Source organism: Noviherbaspirillum sp. UKPF54 (assembly GCF_007874125.1).
GTDB lineage: Bacteria > Pseudomonadota > Gammaproteobacteria > Burkholderiales > Burkholderiaceae_D > Noviherbaspirillum.
The window spans coordinates 3,194,128-3,214,052 of record NZ_CP040128.1; the positions used below are offsets into that span (position 1 = coordinate 3,194,128).

The window sequence follows — 19,925 nt, forward strand, 5'->3', positions numbered from 1 at the left end:
GACTGGCCGGTCCATGAAAGGCCGGCCCTTCTCCAGCAGGATTGGAGCGCATCCCGGCGGGAATAGTTCTTCGATTGCATCACGGCGCCGGGCGCGGGTTCAGCGCGCCTTCTTCGCCGGCCGCAGCTTGGCCGCATCGTGGTGAAACGCGCCGAGCTGCCTGCGCACCACTTCCTGCCCGTTGTCGATGACGAATTCCTGGAATGCTGCCGCCACTTTCGGAATGGGCTGATCGACAAGATGCATTACGTACCAGTCCGCCTCGACCGGGTTTTCCGGCATCGGCAGCATGCGCACCAGGCCGGCTTCGAACTCCAGCGTGCAGGCATGCACCGACAGGAAGGCCACGCCGAGGCCGGCGACCACCATGCGCTTGATCGCTTCGTTGCTGGACAGCTCCGAGCCGATGCGCAGCGGATAACCGGCTTCCTTGAACAGGCGTTCGATCGTGGTGCGCGTGCCCGAGCCGCGCTCGCGCACCAGCAGGTTGGCTTCCATGATGTCCGCCAGCGCCACCCTTTTCTTCTTCATCAGCGGATGCGCCGGGCTGGCGATGAAGGCCATCGGGTGGCGCGCGAAACGCGCCGCGTTGGTGCGCAGTTCGCGCGGCGGCGTGCCCATGATCGCCAGATCGATTTCATGCTTGCTCAGCATGTTGACGATTTCATTGCGGTTGCCGACCTGCAGCTTGATGCGCACATCGGGCCGCTCGGTGGTGAATTGCACCAGCATCGGCGGCAGCAGATATTCGGCGGTGGTGATGGCGCCGATGCGCAGGGTGCCGCTGATGACGCCTTTTAACGCCGCCACTTCATCCGCCGCCTCGTCCCACAGGCGCAGGATGCGCTCGGCGAATTCGACCATCACTTCGCCGGCGGCGGTCAGCTGTATCTTGCGCCCGACCTTGCGCGTGAGCGGCGTGCCGGCGGCCTCTTCCAGCATGCGCAACTGCAGCGAAACCGCCGGCTGCGTCACATGCAAGGCTTCGGCCGCACGCGATACGCTGTCGTGGCGCGCCACCAGCAAGAGCGCCTGCAATTGCTTGAAGCTGGCATGATGCATAAGCCGTTCCTTATGAAATAGTCATAAAAATTAATTTTTCTTTTGAATTACTTGCGCTTATATTAACAGTGAACGGCGGGGATTTTTCTCGTTCCTTCTTTCTCGGATCAAACAACACCACGGGCCACATCATGGGAATCGAAGTACTCGCACTCGCACTGGACGGCGTCATTCTGGATACGGAAGACGCGCACCTGAAATCCTGCAACGCGGCGTTCGAAAGCTGCGGGCTGGAACTGCGCTGGTCGATGCAACAATTCCGGGAAGCGGCACGGACATGGGGGCCGAACAATGCGCTGGCGGCCGTCGTCGAAAAGATTTCCCCTCCAGCATCGCCACGCGACGCCGCGCGGCTTCTGCAGGAAAAGCAGCGCATGTTCCACGACTTGATCCTGGCAAGCGTTCCTGCCGTGCACTCCGGCTGCGCACAGCTGATGGAGGACGCAATCGACAGCGGCTGCAAGCTGGCGATTGTCACCGACATGCCGGTACAGACCGCCACCGCCCTGCTCGACCGAGCGTTCGGCGACGCCGTGACCAAGATGTTTTCGGTCGTGGTGAGCGGCGCGAATTTCAATCCTTCCGGCGACAACGGCCCCTACCACCTGGTATTGCGCACCGTGGGCGTCGAGGCCGCGCAATGCGCCGTCATCGACGGCGCGGCACCGGCGCTGCGCGCGGCACAGCGGGCGGGCATCTGGACCGTCGCGTCCACGCCCCATGAAAAAGATACCGCGCGCATCTCCGGCGCCGACTTGTGGTGCCCGAATCTGCAGGAGACGCGCAATCCGGCGGGCCGCAGAACATCCCCATCCAGGGCAGCCGACTTCATCACGTTTGCCGCCCTGAAGTCGAGCAAACAGGGGCGCCTGCCGGTCATGCCGGGCTCCCGGCAACCGATGCCGCTGCACGCGAACATTTGACGGCAGGCCATCTGAGCGCAGACCGGTAATTGCCGGACGCGCGCCGGAACATACGATAGCCGATTCATCATCGCCGATGCATGGGATAGCCGTGCGGCCGGCCTGCGCCCTGACGTCCTGCGAGGCAACAGCACGCCGCCCCGTCAGCATCATGCGGTGGCCCGCGCAAAGGGCCGGATACCGAATTTTCAATTTGTCGGAGACGCGACATGCAAACTATCGTCATCGTTGGAGGAGGCGCCGGCGGACTCGAGCTGGCTACGCGTTTGGGCAATGGCCTCGGCAAGCAGGGACGCGCCAGAATCGTGCTGGTGGACCGCTGGCCGACCCACTTCTGGAAGCCGCTGCTGCATGCCGTGGCATCCGGCAAGCTCGATCCGCAAGTGCATCAGGTCCAATATTCGGCGCAGGCCGCCGAGCATCATTTCCAGTTCGTCTGCGGCGAGGTGACCGCCATCGACCGCCAGGCGCATTGCATCGACATCGGGCCATATTGCGGCGAGGACGGCGTCGAAGTGCTGCCGCGCCGCACCCTCCATTATGACAAGCTGGTGCTCGCCTTCGGCGCGGTGACCAACTTCTTCAATATTCCCGGCGCGGCCGAGCATTCGCTCACGCTCGACAGCGTGCAGCAAGCGGAAATCTTCCGCAAGCGCTTCCTCGGCAGCTGCATGGCGGCCAGCAGCCACGGCGCGTACGGCAACCAGGCGCAGGCGGTGGTCAACATCGTCATCGTCGGCGGCGGCGCCACCGGTGTGGAACTGGCGGCCGAACTGAACCATACGGTGCAGACGCTGGCCAGGTACAACGTGCATTCGCTGGATCCGGCGCGCGACGTACGCATCAGCATCATCGAGCGCGGGGAGCGCATGCTGCCGCCGCTGCATCCGGCCCTCTCGAAGCGCGCCGCGCGCCACCTGCGGGGACTTGGCGTGGATGTATGCACCGACACCACCGTCGCGCGCGTGGAGGCGGACGCGGTTATCGACAGCACGGGGCGGCGCCATGCATCCGATATCACGATGTGGGCCGCCGGGGTCGAGGGCCCGGCGATTGCGACGACGCTGGGCTTGCCGCTGAACCGCTTGAAGCAGATCGTGGTGACGCCCGGCCTGCAAACCGAGATGGATGCCGACATATTCGCCATCGGCGACTGCGCCAGCCACGTCTGCCCGGTCAGGGGCGCAGCGGTGCCACCGCGTGCGCAGGTGGCGCACCAACAGGCAATGTTCCTGGCCGAAGTGCTGTCGCGCCCGGGGCAATCCGGCTTGCCGAATTTCCACTACCGCGATTATGGCTCGCTGGTATCGCTCGGGCCATCCAAGGCGGTCGGCGTGCTGGCGGGCAGCATGACGGGCCGCGAGGTACTAGTGGGCGGCCTTACGGCGCGACTGCTGTACCGGCTGATGTATCACAAGCACGTAATGTCACTGCATGGCTTCATGCGCATGGCAGCCGAGACCTTGTCGCACTGGATACGCACCAAGGTGACACCGCCGGTCAAACTGCATTAATGCCTGACGCGGGGAGCCGACCGGCTCCCCGCACCTAATCGCCTCCGGGTACCAGGCCGGGCGCTTCCCGGCCGATACTATTGCTTGAAAGCAATTATCAGTATTGCCGCAAACCCTTTCCTGATTTCTCTGTCTGAATCAGGGTAAAGCTTCTTTCAATGCAAAACCGCAAGGTAAGCCTTGCATCCCGCCTTTATGCTGATCGACGCTTTCCGAACAACCCGTGAACCGCGGGCATCTTTTCCCGCCGACTTCGAGCATGAGACAGGACGAAAAACGCAAGCGGGAAATTCTGACTATTTTTCTGGCGCGGGATCTGCTGACGATCATTGCGCTGATTCTTGCTCTTTTCATCACCTACAAGCTGTGGAATACGGCACGCGAGACGGAATCGCAGACCCTGCAGACCGGTTTTAACTTCCGCGTGCACGAGTTCAACAGCGCGATCCAGCAGCGCATGGCGATTTACGAACAGGTCCTCCATGCAACCCAAGGTCTTTTTCATGCCAACAAGGCCGTCAGCCGCGGCCAGTTCCACGCGTTCATCGAGGCGCTCGCCCTGCCGCAAAACTATCCGGGTATCCAGGGCATCGGCTTTGCCCAGCTCATCCCGCCTTCCCGGCTGGAGCGGCAAGTGGCGGCGGTGCGCAGCGAGGGCTTTCCCAATTACACGGTCTGGCCCGCAGGCAAGCGCGACGTCTATACGTCCATCATCTACCTCGAACCGTTCACCGGGAAAAACCTGCGGGCGTTCGGCTATGACATGTATTCGAACCCAATCCGTCGGGAGGCCATGCAGCAGGCACTCGCTTCCGGAGAGGCCACCGTCACCGGCAAGGTCACGCTGGTGCAGGAGGCCGGCGCCGAAGTGCAGGTGGGATTCCTGATGTACCTGCCGTTGTACGACGAGGCGGCGCTGCAGAAGCAGCCGGGTGCCCGCCGTCAGGACAATCTGCTAGGCTGGGTTTACGCTCCTTTCCGCATGAAAGACTTCATGCGCGGCATTAACAGCGGTCAAGCAGAAGACCTCGACATTGCCATCTACGACGGGGATCAGTTATCGCCGGCGACGCTGATGTTCGATTCCGGCACGCGCCGCGACGGCACCGGCTTGCAGAAAATCGACCGGATCGACCTGGGCAATCACACCTGGACCGTGGTGACGAGCGCCACGCCTGCCTACCTGCAGCGCCTCACGACCGGGCGGCCGCGCCTGATCCTACATGCCGGCATCAGCATCAGCCTGATGGTGGCGCTGCTGATCTGGCTGTTCCTCGACGACCGCGCACGCGCCCTGCATGCGGCGCACCAGGCCATGCAGCTGGCGCTGTATGACGCGCTCACCGGCTTACCCAACAGAAAGCTCCTCGACGAGCGCCTCACGCTCGCGCTTTCCCATGCCAAGCGCAGCCACAGCCATGCGGCGCTGCTGTTCATCGACCTCGACAAGTTCAAGCCGGTCAACGACAATTTCGGCCATGCCTACGGCGACCTGCTGCTCAAGGAAGTGGCCAAGCGCCTGCGCGAGAACATGCGCGAGTCCGACACCGCGTCGCGCCTGGGCGGCGACGAGTTCGTGGTGCTGCTGCTCGATGTCGACAGCCCGCAGGCGGTCATGCTGGTGGCCACGAAAATCCTGCAGCATCTGAACGAACCCTACGACGTCGCAGGCCATACCTTCCACATCTCCGCCAGCATCGGCGCGGCGCTGTACCCGGAACACGGGACCGACGGCAAGACATTGATGAGAAGTGCGGATCTGGCGATGTACCAGGCCAAGAACAAGGGCCGCGCCAACGTGCAGTTCGCCCCGTCCGAATAACGAGGGCCGGCGCTCAAACACTGACGGTGCGGCCGCCCAGCAGCTTTTCGAACTCATCCGGCGGCAGCGGCTGCGCATACAGGAAGCCTTGCGCATAATCGCAGCCTGCGTGCAGAAGCCAGTCGCGCTGCTCGGCTGTTTCGACGCCTTCCGCGATAACTTTCAGCCCGAGCTTGTGCGCCATGACTATGATCGTTTCAGCGATGGTGCGGCTGATGCTGTCCTTGGCCGTATCGCGGATGAACGACTGGTCGACCTTGAGGTAGTCGACGTCGTATTTCTTGAGGTAGGCCATCGAGGAGTAGCCGGTGCCGAAGTCGTCAATGGCAACCTGCACCCCGGCGTCGCGCAGATCGAAGATCTTGTCGGCCGTGCTGGACGACGCGTTAAGCAGCAAACCCTCGGTAATTTCGACCGCCACGCTGTTCCAGGCCATGCCGAGCTGGCGCAGATAGGCGCCCCAGTCCATCGCCTTCTTGTGCGGCAAGAACTGCGCCGGCGACTTGTTGACGCTGACCTGGAACGCCGCGCCGAAACGCTCGCTCCAGCGCCGGCACCAGGCGGCGGCCTGCATGAAAACCCAGTTGCCGATTTCGTTGATCAAGCCGGTTTCCTCGGCCAGGCCGATGAATTCATTGGGACATACCAGCCCTCTTTCCGGGTGCATCCAGCGCACCAGCGCCTCGCCCTTGACGATGCGCCCGTCGCGCAAATCGACGATCGGCTGGAAATACACCCGCAACTGCCGTGCCGGCAAGGCATTGCGCAATTCGCCGATCAGCTTGAGACGGCGCGAGGCCTGCTCCTGCATGGCACGCGTGAAGAAACTGAACTGGTTACGCCCGGCGTTCTTGGCGACATACATCGCCTGGTCGGCATTGCGCAGCAGCCGCTCTGGCTCGGCGCCGTCGGCCGGGTGCAGCGTGATACCGATGCTGCCGGAGACGTGAATGATTTCCTGGCTCAACATGAAGGGCCGCGCCAGTGTTTGCAGGATTTTCTGGGCGATTATTTCGACATGGGCGCGGTCGTCGAGGTCGGTCAGGATCACGGTGAATTCGTCGCCGCCGAGCCTGGCGACGGTGTCGGCGGAGCGCACGCAAGAGCGGATGCGCGCGGCGGTTTCGCGCAGCAAGGCGTCGCCGGCATCATGGCCGAGCAAATCATTGACTTCCTTGAAGCGGTCGAGGTCGACGAACATGAGCGCCAGCATCTTGCCGCTGCGGCGGGAATTCGCCACTTCGTATTCGAGCCGGTCGCGGAACAGGCTACGGTTGGGCAAGCCGGTCAAGGCGTCGAAATTGGCACGACGCAATGTCTCCTGCTCGAACGACACATCCACCGTGGTGCCGACCATGCGCAGCGCGCGCCCGTCATTGTCGCGGCTGACGACCGCGCCGCGCGCCAGGATCCACTTCCAGCCCCCGGTCTTGCCGCGCACGCGATATTCGCAGGCCAGGAAGCGGGTCTTTCCGCGCACGCAAGCCATGGTCTCGGCCCTGACGCGCTGCTGGTCTTCCGGATGCGTGATAGCGAGCCAATCCTCGAGCCGGTTGCCGATCTCATGCTCGTCATAGCCCAGCATCGCGCGACCGCGCCGCGAAAACATGAAGTTGTCGGACCCAATGTCCCAGTCCCACACGCCGTCGCCGGCCGCCTCCAGTGCCAGGTGCAGGCGCTGCTCGCTGGCGCGCAGGCTCGCCTGCGCCTGGACCTGCGCGGTCACTTCGTAACCCAGGAGCAGCACGCCGGTCACCGTGCGCTCGGCCGAATAGATCGGCTGGCAGACGAAGTCGACATAAGCGCCCACCGGCTGCGTGCCGGGTTCCCGCTGCAGCGCCACTTGGTAGGCGCGGCCGACATACGGTTCGCCCTTTTCGTAGACGCCGTCGAGCAGGCGGATCAATTCGCGCTCGCCGTGCTCGGGAATGATGTCGCGCAGGGGCATGCCCAGCACCTGGCGGTGGCAGACGACCTGGTAGCAGGCCTGGTTGACCGCCTCGAGCACATGATCGGGGCCGCGCGTGACCGCCATGAATCCGGGTGCATGATCAAGCAGATCCTGCAACGCGATCATGCGCAACCGGGAATCGGGCCCCGCGACCTGATAGCCCAGCTGCGGGCCCGGAGTGCCGCCATGCAAAATTTCACTTGGGAATGCCTTTTCAATTGGCAATCCAACGATCTCGCTACGGCGGCGTTCCGTGATTTTCAGAAACGCTTCATTGACGCCGATAATGGTCAAGCCGTCCGACAGCAGGAGCAAGGGATCGGGGCTGGTATTCAGCGCGGCGACCACGTCTTCATGTTGCGCCATTTTATTGCGCCATTTGGAGCCCATTCGTTGCCTGCGTAGCCTGTTTATCGTTGTTCGACGGGCCGGACAAGCCCATCGATACACATGGAATTGGGCTGACAACGCACTGTTATAGTTCCTGCTTTCGATTTGCGCAGCCGCATGGAAACTCCACATTCGGCAAGGCTGCGGATTTCCCGCACAGTCGTTTTTCAGGCCGGGGCCCTCAGTCATCAATCTCCGTTCCGACCTTGAGCCGCGCGGTGGATCGGTGGGGCTTGCGCACGAGAAGCAGGGCACACTCGGCTTCTTCCAGCAGCCGCTTGAGCACCGGCGCGCGCCCGGCGCCGATCGCACCGCACCAGCCGAGCGCAAGCACGTTGCTCGCGTGGCGCGCGACCTGCTCCAGCAACACCGCGGCCGGATCGCCCCGCCGCAGCAGGACCTGGTCGACGCGGCGACTCTCCTCGCACGTGCACGCGGCCAGGCCGCGCTCCACCATTTCCTCCATCCTGCCCGGATATTCATGATATGCCGCGTCGGCATAGGCCCCGAGCGGCATGGAGTCCGCCGCTTCGGGACCGTCTTCCACGTGTACCGCCGTGACCTTGATCTGGAGCGCGCCGGCCAATTGCGTGACGGTTTTCAAGGCCTCGTCGGCAGCGTTCGAACCGCTCATCGCCGCCAGCGCCGATGTCCAGGGCAACGCTTCCCGGTAGCGCACTGGCAACAGCAGCACCGGTACCGGACTGCGCTCGATCACCGCCTGCGCGACCGTTCCCACGCGCCGGGACAGATCGAGCCCGGCCGAGGCCGATTTGCCGCGCGCGCTCATCACGACCAGATCGATGTCATGGGCCGCGATTTCATCCAGCACGGCCGACTCGGCATTCTGCGCCAGCTGATGCAGGACGACCTGCGCCCGCTGCGCGCCGGGCGCATGCAGCCGCGCCAGCGCTTCGCGCCCGGGCAACGGCTGCGCCGCCGCGTGCAGCACATGCAGCGTGGCGCCCAGTGTTTCGGCCAGCCAGAGCGCGCAGCCGGCGCCTTTCGCCGCTTCCGGCGAACCGTCGAGCGTCAGCAAAAGCGAAGCGAAACGGGTCATTGCCTGACCTCCCTTTCCAGCTCCATTTCCAGCTCCATTTCCGGCTCCATCTCCGGCTCCCGCGCCACGCGCACCGTATGCGTTCGGCCGCGATACGCCAGCGTCAGCGCTACGCTGTTCCAGCCGGCGGGCAGCCGCTGCGCGGCGCGCGCGTCGGCCCGTGGCTGCGTTTCATCGAAGCCGATGCCGAGGAAGCCGAACACCAGCGCCTGCCAGGCGCCTCCCATGGCCGCCGGATGCACGCCGAGCATGCTGTTGTTCATCGCATCGGACAGGTCAAGCCACAGACTCTGCCGCCAGTAGCGCTCGGCATCCTCGCGCAGGCCGATGCGCGCGGCGATGGCGGCATGGACCGAGGGCGACAGGCTGCTGCCATGGTCGGTGAGCGGTTCGTAATAACGGTAGTTGGCCGCCACCACGTCGTCGGAGAATGCGTCGGGAAACAGTAGCGGCAGCATGAGCACGTCGGCCTGCTTCAGAAGCTTGAGGCGATTGACCTGCTGCCAGTCGAACAGCCTGCTGACCGGGGCCTTGAAGCGCTCCTCCCTGGACAGCGGATAGTCGTCGAGCGCGAAAAACCCCTCGAACTGTTCGATGACGCCATGTTCGTCAGGCGCAGGAATGTACAGCGACTGTGCCAGCGCGGCCCACTCCTGCGCCTCGTCCGCGTGGCTTGCGCACTGTTGGGCCAGCCACACGGCGCGCTCCAGGTTGAAACGGGCCATCCAGTTGGTATACGCGTTATCGTTCACGTCATGGTGGTATTCATCGGGCCCGACGACGGCGCGGATGTGGACATGCTTGTCCCCGCGCGTCACGCGGCTTGCCCAGAAGCGCGCGGTCTCGAACAGGATGTCCGCGCCGGGGCCGAAGAGAAAGTCCTGGTCGCGCGTCGCTTCCCAGTAGCGCCACACGGCATAGGCAATGTCGGCGGTGACATGCACCTGCTGGCTCCCGGTAAAGACCGGAATCTCCTTGCCCGTGCTTTTGAGGACGATCTTGGTCGGCGTGACGTCGTCGCCGGTCACGGTCGACTCCCAGGCAAAGCATGCCCCCCGGTAGCCGAGTTGGCGCGCGCGACGGCGCGCGCCGTCGAGCGTGTGGTGGCGATAGAGGAGCAGGTTGCGCGCCCGCACGGGCTCGACATGCAGGAAAAACGGCAGCATGAAGATTTCCGTGTCCCAGAACACATGCCCCTCGTAGGCGCGGCCGGTGAGCGTGCGCGCGCCGATGGAAACGCGTGCATCATCCCCCGCCGGCAGCTTCAGGTGGTAACCGCCGAAGCGCAGCGCCTGCTCGACGGCAGGGTGGCCGGGCACGCGGATGTCCGCCCCGCTCCAGAAGCTGGCCCACCGTTCCGCGTGCGCAGCCAGCAATTGCTCGAAACCGATTCCCTCTTGCGCCTGCACGTGCGCCAGCGCAGCCGCCCGCGGGTCCGGCACGTCGCGGCTGGTGAACACCGATATCAGGCGGCGCAGGATGTTCTGTTCGTGCATGATGCGGGACGCCATGACGATCCGGATTCCCGAGGCGCGTGTCGTGTAGCACGCCACTTCCAGCCCGTCCATCTCGGCAAGTTCGACCAGTTCGAGGTGGGGATGGCGCTCTGCCGACTGCGGCTCATGGAGGGATGCGCCGAGCTCGATTTCACCCCAATGGTTTTCCGGCGTGATGGCCGCCTCCTGGAGCAGCAGGTGCGGGTCGGCGAGCGAGGCGCAGCGGCGCGTGCGCACCATGGTGCGGCGCCCTCCCGGCGTCTCGTAGAGCGCTTCGCTGTGCAGTTCCGCGCGGCGCAGGTCGAGCACGCGGCGCAGCTGCCGCCCGTACGGACCGGCGAAGTCGAGGGAAGTCCCCGCGACGGAAACGGTCAGCCGGAACGGAAACGGAAGCGGCACCAGCTCGGCATGCGGGTCCGTGCCGCGCTCCGGCGCCAGGAATTCGATTTCCGAATATGGCAGGTCGGCACGCTTGCTGTCGTACACGCCGGCGATGAACATGTCTCCCTGCGAATCGTGCAACGGGCAGTCGAGCGCGCCACGTACCCCGAGATAGCCGTTTCCCACGGCGAAGATGCTCTCCATCTGCCGCTCTCGCGCGCGATCGAATCCTTCCTGCTCGATGCGCCAGGAGATCTGTTCCCGGCGCGCCAGGAATGCTGCGTCCAGTTCCTCGACGCCAAGCTCGGCCAGGTCCTGCACCACGACATGCGCGCCCGCCCGGCGCAGGGCGGTGGCGTTATCGCCACGATCGATTCCCACCACTAGGCCGAACTCGCCGCGGCGGCCAGCCTCCACGCCGGCTGCGGCGTCTTCGACCACCATCGCATGCCCTGGCGTAACGCCGAGCGCTTGCGCCGCGTGCAGGAACATATCGGGATCGGGCTTGCCCTTGAGCCCCAGCCGGGCGAGGTCGACGCCATCCAGACAGGTATCGAAGAGCGCCATGATGCCGGCCGAGCACAGGATGCCGCGGCCGTGGCGACTGGACGTGACCACGGCAATCTTCACGTCGCACCGGCGCAGCGCCGCGATCAAGGCAAGCGTGGAAGCGAAGGTTTGCACGCCCCGCTCACGCACCAGCTGCTCGAACAGCGCATCCTTGCGTGCCGCGACGTCCTCCTCCTCTTGCGTCGACAGCACCAGCTCGCGTGCGCGCAGGAAGGAGCGCACGCCTTCGCTGCGCGGCTTGCCGTCGACGTAGGCGCGATACTCCCTGCTTTCGTCGAATGGCCGATAGGGCACGCCGTCCTGCGCGTGGCGCCGCAGCATGTCGTCGAATGCCGTCTTCCACGCCGCCGCATGCAAATCGGCCGTCCGGGTAATGACGCCATCCATGTCGAAGATTGCAGCCCGCAACCCGCCGCTCATCCGGGCCAAGATGCGATCCTCGTAGCATCATTTGGGCTGGTATCCATGGCGCCTCCATCGATGATCGATCCTCCGGGATTACCGTCAGATCGAAAATCGACGCCGATGTTCAACGCTTGGGAAAACGGAGGATTCGCGCGGCGGGCTGAAACAGTTGCCAGGAAAGCGCAATGCGCCTGTCGCGACATATATCGTAACGACAGGTAACGATAGACAAGAGTTGCAAAATCATTTGACTGCCCGCGGCTGGCGGGAGGCCAGCCTGCGGCGCGGGCAAGCCCGTTTACTTGGCTGTCTTGCGCTTGCGGGTGGTGCCGGAGGTCGTGGCAGAGGCGGTTTTCGCCTTCGGCCTTTGCTTCTTTTCCTCGGGCGCGGCCGTTGCCGGTTCTTCGGTGGCCATCGCGCTGTTGACCGCCTGCTTGAACTGATCCTGCAGCATGTTCCACCATGCCGCGGCATTGACCAGCGGCGCCGTCAGCGTGGCGGCATCCGATTCATCCTTGCTGGTCGGTTCGGGCGCACCGCCTGACTTCGCATGGGAGCCGCCGGCACCGTTACCGCCAGCAGCGCCGCTCGATCCGTTCGTGCCGTTCGCCGAAGGAGAGGGCCCGCCGGCAGGCGCCTTGTCCATCATGCCGGCGCCCATGGTCGCGCTGAAGGATTCGCCCATTGATTGCAAAGTGGAAATCGTGGCCGCCTGCACTTCCAGCGCCTGTATCGTCCCGCGCAACATATTCATGTTCAGGGTCAGCCAGGATTCGACCGCCTTCAGGTCGGTGATCTTCTTGTTGATTTCCTCGACCGACAGGGTCGGCATCACCATGCCGGGCACATTCATGCCTGGCACGCTCATGCCGGCCATGTTCATTCCCGGCAGTCCCATGCCGCCCCACAGATTCTTGACGAATTCGAGCGTGTCCGTCATGGCCCCGATGCCCGGGATATTAGGCATGTTCGGTTTGATCATGATTCAACTCCGCGTGGTAAATAAATTGCAGGGTAGCAGATTAGCTGAGTGAACAAAATGATAAAGGTTCCGGTTTACCGCGGATTCTTCATGCGTTATATCAGCAGAAAATCTTGTGCGCTTGAAACAATGGGTAACAAGTGCGGGACCTGCCTTGTCAGCGTGAATCCACACTCTGCGTTAACACTCTGAAATCCTTCGGGATGCAATAGGTTGGTAAACTACCAGAATGATGAAAACCTTCTTTCCGGCCCGGCAGCGCGCCGCCAGCAAGCGCGGAATCGCGCTGCTGGCCGCGTCGGTTGTGCTGCATGCCGTCGCGTTCGAATGGGCGGCGGGCCGTCTCGGCATGCCATCCTGGCCGCAGCAGAAGGAAATGGTGATGACGACCGAATTGCTGCCCGCACCGCCGGCGCCGCGACCGGCCATTGCTCCGCCCAAGCCGAAGCAGGCCAAGCCACGGCGCGCGCCGCCGCCGCCCCCGCCGGTGGCGCAAGCAGCGCCATCCCCGACGGCGCTGACGCCGCCCGAGCCCGAGGCGGTCGAAGCCGCACCGGAAGCGGCTGCCATGCCGGCCGGCGCAAGCGATGCGGCCGAGGCAGCCAGCGCAGGCGCCGCCCAAGGCGCAGCGGCGGACGCGCCGCAGGAAGCCGCGCCGGCCAGCTACAAGTTCGACCCGCCGCCATCGGCCGAACTGACCTACGACGTGAAGGTTTTGCGGGAAGGCCAGACCTGGCACGGCTCCGGCCTGTATCGCTGGGAAGCGACGCATGACAGCTACACGGCAACCATCGAAGCGGGGGTGACGATCCTGTTCCGGATCACCGTGCTGAACCTAAAGAGCGAAGGCAGGATCAACGATCTTGGCCTGGCGCCGGTACTGTATAGCGAGAAGCCGTGGCGCAAGGCGATGACGAACACGCATTTCCAGCATGAGAACCGCAAGATCAGCTTTTCCGCATCGGAGGCGGTGTATCCGTATAACGGCGGCGAACAGGATCGCGCCAGCGTGATCTGGCAGCTGGCCGGGATCGGGCGCGCCGATGTCGCGCAGTTCCGTCCCGGTGCCACCTTCGACCTGTTTGTCGCCGGCCCGCGCGATGCCGAAACCTGGCACTTCACGGTGGTCGGCGCCGAAGACATCGATACCCCGAACGGCAAGCTCGGCACCTGGCATGTCCAGCGCCTGCCGAAACCGGGCTCATATGACCGGACCATCGACATCTGGTTCGCACCTCAGCAGGAGTGGTATCCCGTCAAGGTGCGCGAGACCTACCGCAACGGCGACTACTACGACCTGTCCCTGGCAAAGGCCGAGCCTGTTGCCGCGCATTGAATATTCCAAGGAAAACGCATGAAACCCCTTCGTATTGCCCTGCCGGCGCTGCTGGCATGCACCCTGTCGCTGGCGTCCGCCCAGCCGGCGGCCCCTCCGGCGCCGAAGCACAAGTTCAACCTGCCGCCGTCGGCCGAACTCAGTTACGCGATCACTGCGCTGCAGAGCGGCATCCAGCTCGGCGGCAGCGCGCAGGTGCACTGGGTTGTCAACGGCAAGAAATTCTCGGTGGCGAGCGAGGCGCGCGCCATGCTGCTCGGGAAAATCCTCGAATCGCGCAGCGAAGGCGCGGTCGACGAGTATGGCCTGGCGCCCGCCAGCTTCACCGAAAAACGCATTCGCCGCGACCGCACCACCACCACCTTCGACCGCGAAGCCGGCACCATCAGCTTCACCGCCTCCGAGCTGACCTACCCGTTGCACGGCGGCGAACAGGACCGCAACAGCGCGATATGGCAACTCATTTCCGTGGCGCGCGCGGCGCCGGCCAAGTTCAAGCCGGGCACGGAATGGACCTTCTTCGTGGCCGGCCAGCGCGACGCCGAACCCTGGACCTTCAAGGTGGTGGAGCGCGAAAAGATCGGCACGCCCTTGGGCGAACTGAACGCGCTGCACGTGCAGAAGGAGCCCGCTCCCGGCTCCGGGGGGCAGCATGTCGATATCTGGCTGTCGCCGCAGCACGAGTGGTATCCGGTGCGCCTGCGCTATACCGAGGCGGATGGCGACTACATCGAGCAGGCGCTGGACAAGATCAGCAAGGGCGCGTCCTGAAGCGACCGCAGCCGGCGCGGCGTCCGCGCTACAATGCCGGCATTCCTTTCCCCACCTCATTCCGAATCGCCACCATGATGCATTCCAGCCGTGCGCTCGTCCTGTTCAGCGGCGGGCAAGATTCCACTACCTGCCTGGCCTGGGCCTTGTCGCGCTACGCCCATGTCGAAACCATCGGCTTCGATTACGGCCAGCGGCACGCGATCGAGCTGTCGGTGCGCCCGCTCCTGCTGCAGAAAATGCGCGCGCTGTCGGCCGGCTGGAACGCCCGGCTGGGCGAGGACCACATGATCGACCTGTCGCTGCTGTCCCGTATCTCGGATACCGCGCTCACCAGCGACGTGGCCATCACGATGCAGGAAAACGGCTTGCCCAATACTTTCGTGCCGGGGCGCAACCTGCTGTTCATGACCGTCGCCGCCACCGTCGCCTACCGGCGCGGCCTGGATGTCCTGGTCGGCGGCATGTGCGAGACCGATTTCTCCGGCTATCCCGACTGCCGCGACGACACCATGAAAGCGCTGCAGGTGGCGCTCAACCTCGGCATGTCCACCCGCCTGAAAATCGACACGCCGCTGATGTGGATCGACAAGGCCGCAACCTGGCGCCTGGCCGAGGAGCTGGGCGGCCCGGCCCTGGTCGACCTGATCCGCACCGACACCCATACCTGCTACCTAGGCGAGCGCGGCGCGCTGCACGACTGGGGCCACGGCTGCGGCACCTGCCCGGCATGCGAGCTGCGCGCACGCGGCTACCGTCAGTTCAGACAGGAATAAGGCCTCATTCCGAATCGCAGCCATTCCCAGGGATTTAAGATTCATTTAAAATGAATCTTAATGCGCCGATTCCGCTCCGGATTCGGCGCCGCGTTTTCAAGCCCCCTGTCAGACAAAGGACGAATGATGCAATCCGAAGTGTTTCAATTTAAAACCGCGACCACCGAACAATCCCTGGCCGACGCCGTGCGCGTGCTGAGCGCCGTCGACGGCGTCGGTACCGTTACGCCTTCGCTGCTGCGCAACGAATTGAGCGTGCAGTTCAATCCGGACCGCGCATCGAAGCAGAGCCTGCGGGCGGTGCTGGCGAACGCCGGCTACGACGTCATGGCGTCGAACCCGAGCGGCGGCTGCGGCGGTGGCGGCGGCGGTTGCAGCTGCAGCTGAACGGCCGGCGTCTCCCTGGCATCATCTGCTAAGCTAGGGAGTCATGGACACACAACGCTCATCCCCCAAAGACAGCTGGATCGATACCGGGCAGGGACAATTGCTGGCACGCTGCTGGACGCCGCCGGGCGCCGGCGGCGACTGCCCCATCGTTCTGTTCCACGATTCGCTTGGCTGCATCGCGCTTTGGCGCACTTTCCCCGCCGTGCTGGCCGAATGCACCGGGCGCATGGTGATCGCCTACGACCGCCTCGGGTTCGGGCAGTCCGCGGCGCGCACCGACAGGCCGGGCGTCGATTTTGTGCGGGAGGAGGCCGAACGTTTTTTCCCCGCGCTGCGCGAACAGCTGGGATTCGACCGTTTCATCGCCTTCGGTCATAGCGTGGGTGGTGGCATGGCCACATACTGTGCCGCCCTGCATGCTTCGGCATGCGAGGTCTTGATCACCGAATCCGCGCAGGCGTTCGTGGAAGACAAGACGCGCGCCGGCATCCTGGAAGCGAAAGAGCAGTTCCGGCAGGCCGAGCCGTTCGAGCGCCTGCGGCGCTATCACGGCGAAAAAACCCGCTGGGTGCTGGACGCCTGGATCGACACCTGGCTGTCGCCGGCGTTTTCCGGCTGGTCGCTCAAGGAAGTCCTGCCGCAGGTGCGCTGCCCGACCCTGGCGATTCACGGCAGCGACGACGAATACGGCTCGCCGCTGCATCCCGAGACGATCGCGCGACTGGCGGGCGGCCCGGCGCAGGCGGAAATCATGCCCGGCACGCGGCACGTCCCGCACCGCGAGCAAGAGCATTGGGTAGCAAGGCGGGTCGCCGGCTTCATCGGCATGCACCGTCCCGCCCTGTCATAAGCCCTGTAAGCAAACACAAAGGTTTCGGGAGTAGGATTGAAGATCGCGCCTCCCGCGCCCTTGACCGTCCATCCGCACGCAGGCAACCATGCTCATCGCCATTCTCACCGACATCCACGCCAACCGCGAAGCGCTCGCGGCGTGTCTGGCCCATGCCGCCGAGCGCGGCGCGCAACGCTACGCTTTCCTGGGCGACCTGGTCGGCTACGGCGCCGACCCAGCCTGGGTGGTGGACACCGTGCGCGAGTACGTGCAGCAAGGCGCGATCGCTGTGGCCGGCAACCACGACGTGGCGGTGCTGCAGGAACCGGGCAAGCACATGAATCCGCAGGCGCGCGCCGTGATCGAATGGACGCGCGCGCAGCTCGACGAGAGCCAGCTGGCTTTCCTCGCCGGCCTGCCGCTCACCGCCGAATCCAACGGCTGCCTGTTCGTGCATGCGAGCGCGGCCGAGCCGCGCCAGTGGGAGTACATCACCGGCACCAACGAGGCGGTCAAGAGCATGCACGCCACGCGCTGCCGCGTCACCTTCTGCGGCCACGTGCACGAGCCGGCGCTGTACAACCTGTCGATGACGGGCAAGATCTCGTCGTTCGTTCCAACCGGCGACAGCAGCATCCCGCTGGCGACGCTGCGCCGCTGGCTGGTCATCCCCGGCTCCGCCGGCCAGCCGCGCGATGGCAACCCGGCGGCTTGCTACGCGCTGTACGACGACAGCACGCACGAACTGATCTATTTCCGCGTGCCCTACGACCATGAAACGGCGGCGGCCAAGATACGCGCCGCCGGCCTGCCGCAAAGCCTCAGCAGCCGCCTGGTCCAGGGAGTGTAGCGATGGTGGCGACGCGCCTTGAAGCGGGCATGGTGATCGACGGCTACGTACTGGAGGAAAAGCTGCACAAGGGCGGCATGGCGGTGCTCTGGCGCGTGCGGCGCAAGGATGCCGGGGGCGACACGCCCCCCCTTCTGATGAAGCTGCCCATCCTCGGCGACAACCACGATCCGGCGGCCATCGTCGGCTTCGAAGTCGAGCAGATGATCATGCCCAAGCTGTCGGGCATCCACGTGCCGCGCTACATCGGCGCCGGCGACTTCACGGCCCAGCCCTACATCGTGATGGAACTGATCGCCGGCAAATCGCTGCGCGCGCGCTTCGACGACGCGCCGCTGCCGGTGGAAGAAGTCGCCGCGATCGGCATCAAGGTCGCCAATGCGCTGCACGACTTGCACCGGCAGAACGTGATCCATCTCGACATCAAGCCGAGCAACATCATGTTCCGCGCCAGCGGCGAGGCGATCCTGATCGACTACGGCCTGGCGCGGCACGACAAGCTGCCCGACCTGCTGGCCGAGGAATTCCGCCTGCCGATGGGCACCGGCCCCTACATCTCGCCGGAGCAGGTCCTCAACATCCGCAACGATCCGCGCAGCGACCTGTTCGCGCTGGGCGTGCTGCTGTACCACCTGGCCACCGGCGAGCGCCCGCTCGGCAACCCGATGTCGGTGCGCGGCCTGCGCCGGCGCCTGTGGCGCGACCCGGTGCCGCCGCGCGCCATCAACGCGAAGATACCGGCGTGGCTGCAGGAAGTCATCCTGCACTGCCTCGAAGTCAACCCGTCCCGGCGCTACAGCACGGCCGCGCAAGTGGCGTTCGACCTGCAGAACCCGGAGCAGGTGACGCTGACGAAACGCGCGGAAAAGCGGGTGCGCGACGGCTTCGTCAAGGTCACGCGGCGCTGGTTCCGATCGATCGGCATGGAAGCCATGCCGCAGCAGTCGGCGTCCGAGCAGCTGTCGCGCGCGCCGATCGTGGTGGTCGCCATCGACCTGACGCACGGCTCGGAGGCGCTGGCCGAGGCACTACGCGTGATCACGCGGCGCATCCTGCAAACAGCGCCGGAAGCGCGGCTGGCGTGCGTGACGGTGCAAAAGACCAATCGCATCGGCATGGACGAGGTGGTCGACAAGAAAGGCCGCAATCTCCACGTCAAGCACCTGGTCGGCCTGAAGCACTGGGCGCGCCCGCTGGCGCTCGATCCGGAAAAGATCACCTTTCACGTGCTGGAAGCGCCCGACCCGGCGGCGGCCATCATCGATTATGCCAAGGTCAACGACGTCGACCACATCGTGATCGGCTCGCGCGGCAGCTCGGTGCTGCGGCGCTATCTCGGCAGCGTGTCGTCGCAGGTGGTGGCGCAGGCCGACTGCACGGTCACGGTGGTCAAGAGCGGCGGCACCAGTTCGTGAACGGCCGACGCGAGCGCCGCCTGATTCAAGCGCGGCGCAGGCGCGCCAGCACCGCCAATGCATTCGGCACCGCAGCCCCCTCCGCGGTATTGTCGAACACGCACCATACCCGATGGCCGGACTGCGCCTGCGCGGCGAGCGTGACAGCCAGCCGGTCCAGGTAATCCTCCGGGTAGGCCGAGTAATACATCACCGGCGAACCATGCAGCCGGACATATTGCGTGTGGTTCTTGTGCGCTGCGTCAGGCAAGGGCGCGATCTGCGGATCGGCAAGCACCGGCCCTACCCTGAATCCCGCCAGCATCTCGGCCACTTCCCTGGTGAACCATGTTGCATGGCGTGCTTCGCACATCAGGTCGACATTCGTCAAACTGCGCAGCAGGCCGAAGAACCGCTGCGCGATGGCCCGGTCATAGTGCAGGCTTGGGGGAAGCTGCACCAGCAGGCAGCCGAGCTTATGATCAAGATGCGCCACTTCATCGATGAATTTTTTCAACGGCTCGTCGACCTGCTGGAGACGCAAGGCATGCGTGATTGCCTTCGGCACTTTTGCTGCAAAGCGAAACGCATCGGGCACGCTGTCGCGCCAGCGTGCATAGGTCGAGGGTCGGTGCGGCCGGTAGAACGAGGAGTTGATTTCCACTGCGGGAAAGACGGCGGCGTAGCGTTCCAGGTGGCTGCCGGCGCCGGGGAACGCTCCCTGCGCCGCTGCCGGGATGTTCCAGCCGGCGCAGCCGACGAATATTGCACTGTGATGCTGTGGTGCGGAAGATTTTTCCATGCAATGCGATAGGCGTCGGCGAAGAAGAAAAGGACATCATGCACGAGGCGGGCAATGAATCGGATTGCGCGGCGCAACACGCGCATCGCATTGGACATCAGGGAAAGCCGCTAAATCCTTGCGGCTTTAGCCGAATGCGGCACATATCCAGCAGATTGGAGTCATATGAAAAATCAGACTAAGACGAAAGCATTTTCTCTCGGAACTTCGTTGTCCGG

The 19,925-nt window shown here is 64.5% G+C and carries 16 protein-coding genes; 10 read left to right on the forward strand and 6 right to left on the reverse strand.

Translation table 11 applies throughout. The annotated features are described in order from the left end of the window. Positions 1-99: 99 nt before the first annotated feature. Positions 100-1,062 (reverse strand): LysR family transcriptional regulator, encoded by a 963-nt coding sequence (locus FAY22_RS14700; RefSeq protein ID WP_146330899.1) that lies wholly within the window; start codon positions 1,060-1,062, stop codon positions 100-102. A gap of 131 nt (positions 1,063-1,193) precedes the next feature. Here FAY22_RS14700 and FAY22_RS14705 point away from each other — a divergent pair, with 131 nt between their 5' ends. The 3 genes from FAY22_RS14705 to FAY22_RS14715 all read left to right on the forward strand — a co-directional run bounded on the left by FAY22_RS14705 (position 1,194) and on the right by FAY22_RS14715 (position 5,321). Beyond that, the gene (locus FAY22_RS14705; protein ID WP_146330900.1) at positions 1,194-1,985 is read left to right on the forward strand and encodes an HAD family phosphatase; all 792 of its coding nucleotides are present in this window, start codon (positions 1,194-1,196) and stop codon (positions 1,983-1,985) included. 209 nt (positions 1,986-2,194) lie between these two features. Continuing rightward, the gene (locus FAY22_RS14710) at positions 2,195-3,499 is read left to right on the forward strand and encodes an NAD(P)/FAD-dependent oxidoreductase (protein ID WP_146330901.1); all 1,305 of its coding nucleotides are present in this window, start codon (positions 2,195-2,197) and stop codon (positions 3,497-3,499) included. A gap of 259 nt (positions 3,500-3,758) precedes the next feature. Continuing rightward, positions 3,759-5,321 (forward strand): CHASE domain-containing protein, encoded by a 1,563-nt coding sequence (locus tag FAY22_RS14715; RefSeq protein ID WP_146330902.1) that lies wholly within the window; start codon positions 3,759-3,761, stop codon positions 5,319-5,321. A gap of 13 nt (positions 5,322-5,334) precedes the next feature. On the opposite strand, the gene FAY22_RS14720 is transcribed toward FAY22_RS14715, so the two are convergent. From FAY22_RS14720 to FAY22_RS22170, 4 genes are all read right to left on the reverse strand, one after another. Next, positions 5,335-7,638, reverse strand: coding sequence for an EAL domain-containing protein (locus FAY22_RS14720; protein WP_168204844.1), 2,304 nt, complete (start codon positions 7,636-7,638; stop codon positions 5,335-5,337). A 205-nt stretch (positions 7,639-7,843) separates the two neighbouring features. Beyond that, the gene (locus FAY22_RS14725; protein ID WP_146330904.1) at positions 7,844-8,722 is read right to left on the reverse strand and encodes a universal stress protein; all 879 of its coding nucleotides are present in this window, start codon (positions 8,720-8,722) and stop codon (positions 7,844-7,846) included. Then, entirely contained in the window at positions 8,719-11,589 is a 2,871-nt protein-coding gene (locus FAY22_RS14730; protein ID WP_246860765.1) for a beta-phosphoglucomutase family hydrolase, read from the reverse strand. The genes FAY22_RS14725 and FAY22_RS14730 overlap by 4 nt, the downstream gene beginning before the upstream one ends. Positions 11,590-11,872: 283 nt before the next feature. Next, a complete protein-coding gene (locus FAY22_RS22170) occupies positions 11,873-12,556 on the reverse strand; it encodes a PhaM family polyhydroxyalkanoate granule multifunctional regulatory protein (RefSeq protein WP_210411832.1) in 684 nt (227 codons plus the stop codon). Between the two features lie 229 nt (positions 12,557-12,785). Here FAY22_RS22170 and FAY22_RS14740 point away from each other — a divergent pair, with 229 nt between their 5' ends. From FAY22_RS14740 to FAY22_RS14770, 7 genes are all read left to right on the forward strand, one after another. Then, positions 12,786-13,892 (forward strand): DUF3108 domain-containing protein, encoded by a 1,107-nt coding sequence (locus tag FAY22_RS14740; protein ID WP_246860522.1) that lies wholly within the window; start codon positions 12,786-12,788, stop codon positions 13,890-13,892. An 18-nt stretch (positions 13,893-13,910) separates the two neighbouring features. Continuing rightward, entirely contained in the window at positions 13,911-14,663 is a 753-nt protein-coding gene (locus FAY22_RS14745) for a DUF3108 domain-containing protein (protein WP_146330907.1), read from the forward strand. Positions 14,664-14,737: 74 nt separating this feature from the next. Further along, entirely contained in the window at positions 14,738-15,439 is a 702-nt protein-coding gene (gene queC, locus FAY22_RS14750) for a 7-cyano-7-deazaguanine synthase QueC (protein ID WP_146330908.1), read from the forward strand. A gap of 138 nt (positions 15,440-15,577) precedes the next feature. After that, entirely contained in the window at positions 15,578-15,826 is a 249-nt protein-coding gene (locus tag FAY22_RS14755) for a heavy-metal-associated domain-containing protein (protein ID WP_146330909.1), read from the forward strand. Positions 15,827-15,869: 43 nt separating this feature from the next. Further along, the gene (locus FAY22_RS14760; protein WP_146330910.1) at positions 15,870-16,679 is read left to right on the forward strand and encodes an alpha/beta fold hydrolase; all 810 of its coding nucleotides are present in this window, start codon (positions 15,870-15,872) and stop codon (positions 16,677-16,679) included. Between the two features lie 88 nt (positions 16,680-16,767). Further along, complete coding sequence (locus FAY22_RS14765; RefSeq protein ID WP_146330911.1) at positions 16,768-17,511, forward strand: metallophosphoesterase; 744 nt, start codon at positions 16,768-16,770, stop codon at positions 17,509-17,511. Between the two features lie 2 nt (positions 17,512-17,513). Continuing rightward, entirely contained in the window at positions 17,514-18,926 is a 1,413-nt protein-coding gene (locus tag FAY22_RS14770) for a bifunctional serine/threonine-protein kinase/universal stress protein (protein ID WP_146330912.1), read from the forward strand. Positions 18,927-18,951: 25 nt separating this feature from the next. Here the strand turns inward: FAY22_RS14770 and FAY22_RS14775 are convergent, their stop codons facing one another. After that, complete coding sequence (locus tag FAY22_RS14775; protein WP_146330913.1) at positions 18,952-19,707, reverse strand: DUF72 domain-containing protein; 756 nt, start codon at positions 19,705-19,707, stop codon at positions 18,952-18,954. Positions 19,708-19,925: the final 218 nt, after the last annotated feature.

Excerpts from the sequence above, each read along its gene's own strand:
- FAY22_RS14700 (WP_146330899.1), bottom strand. The coding sequence starts at position 1,062 with ATGCATCATGCCAGCTTCAAGCAATTGCAGGCGCTCTTGCTGGTGGCG.
- FAY22_RS14705 (WP_146330900.1), top strand. The coding sequence starts at position 1,194 with ATGGGAATCGAAGTACTCGCACTCGCACTGGACGGCGTCATTCTGGAT.
- FAY22_RS14710 (WP_146330901.1), top strand. The coding sequence starts at position 2,195 with ATGCAAACTATCGTCATCGTTGGAGGAGGCGCCGGCGGACTCGAGCTG.
- FAY22_RS14715 (WP_146330902.1), top strand. The coding sequence starts at position 3,759 with ATGAGACAGGACGAAAAACGCAAGCGGGAAATTCTGACTATTTTTCTG.
- FAY22_RS14720 (WP_168204844.1), bottom strand. The coding sequence starts at position 7,638 with ATGGCGCAACATGAAGACGTGGTCGCCGCGCTGAATACCAGCCCCGAT.
- FAY22_RS14725 (WP_146330904.1), bottom strand. The coding sequence starts at position 8,722 with ATGACCCGTTTCGCTTCGCTTTTGCTGACGCTCGACGGTTCGCCGGAA.
- FAY22_RS14730 (WP_246860765.1), bottom strand. The coding sequence starts at position 11,589 with ATGAGCGGCGGGTTGCGGGCTGCAATCTTCGACATGGATGGCGTCATT.
- FAY22_RS22170 (WP_210411832.1), bottom strand. The coding sequence starts at position 12,556 with ATGATCAAACCGAACATGCCTAATATCCCGGGCATCGGGGCCATGACG.
- FAY22_RS14740 (WP_246860522.1), top strand. The coding sequence starts at position 12,786 with ATGATGAAAACCTTCTTTCCGGCCCGGCAGCGCGCCGCCAGCAAGCGC.
- FAY22_RS14745 (WP_146330907.1), top strand. The coding sequence starts at position 13,911 with ATGAAACCCCTTCGTATTGCCCTGCCGGCGCTGCTGGCATGCACCCTG.
- queC (WP_146330908.1), top strand. The coding sequence starts at position 14,738 with ATGATGCATTCCAGCCGTGCGCTCGTCCTGTTCAGCGGCGGGCAAGAT.
- FAY22_RS14760 (WP_146330910.1), top strand. The coding sequence starts at position 15,870 with ATGGACACACAACGCTCATCCCCCAAAGACAGCTGGATCGATACCGGG.
- FAY22_RS14765 (WP_146330911.1), top strand. The coding sequence starts at position 16,768 with ATGCTCATCGCCATTCTCACCGACATCCACGCCAACCGCGAAGCGCTC.
- FAY22_RS14770 (WP_146330912.1), top strand. The coding sequence starts at position 17,514 with ATGGTGGCGACGCGCCTTGAAGCGGGCATGGTGATCGACGGCTACGTA.
- FAY22_RS14775 (WP_146330913.1), bottom strand. The coding sequence starts at position 19,707 with ATGGAAAAATCTTCCGCACCACAGCATCACAGTGCAATATTCGTCGGC.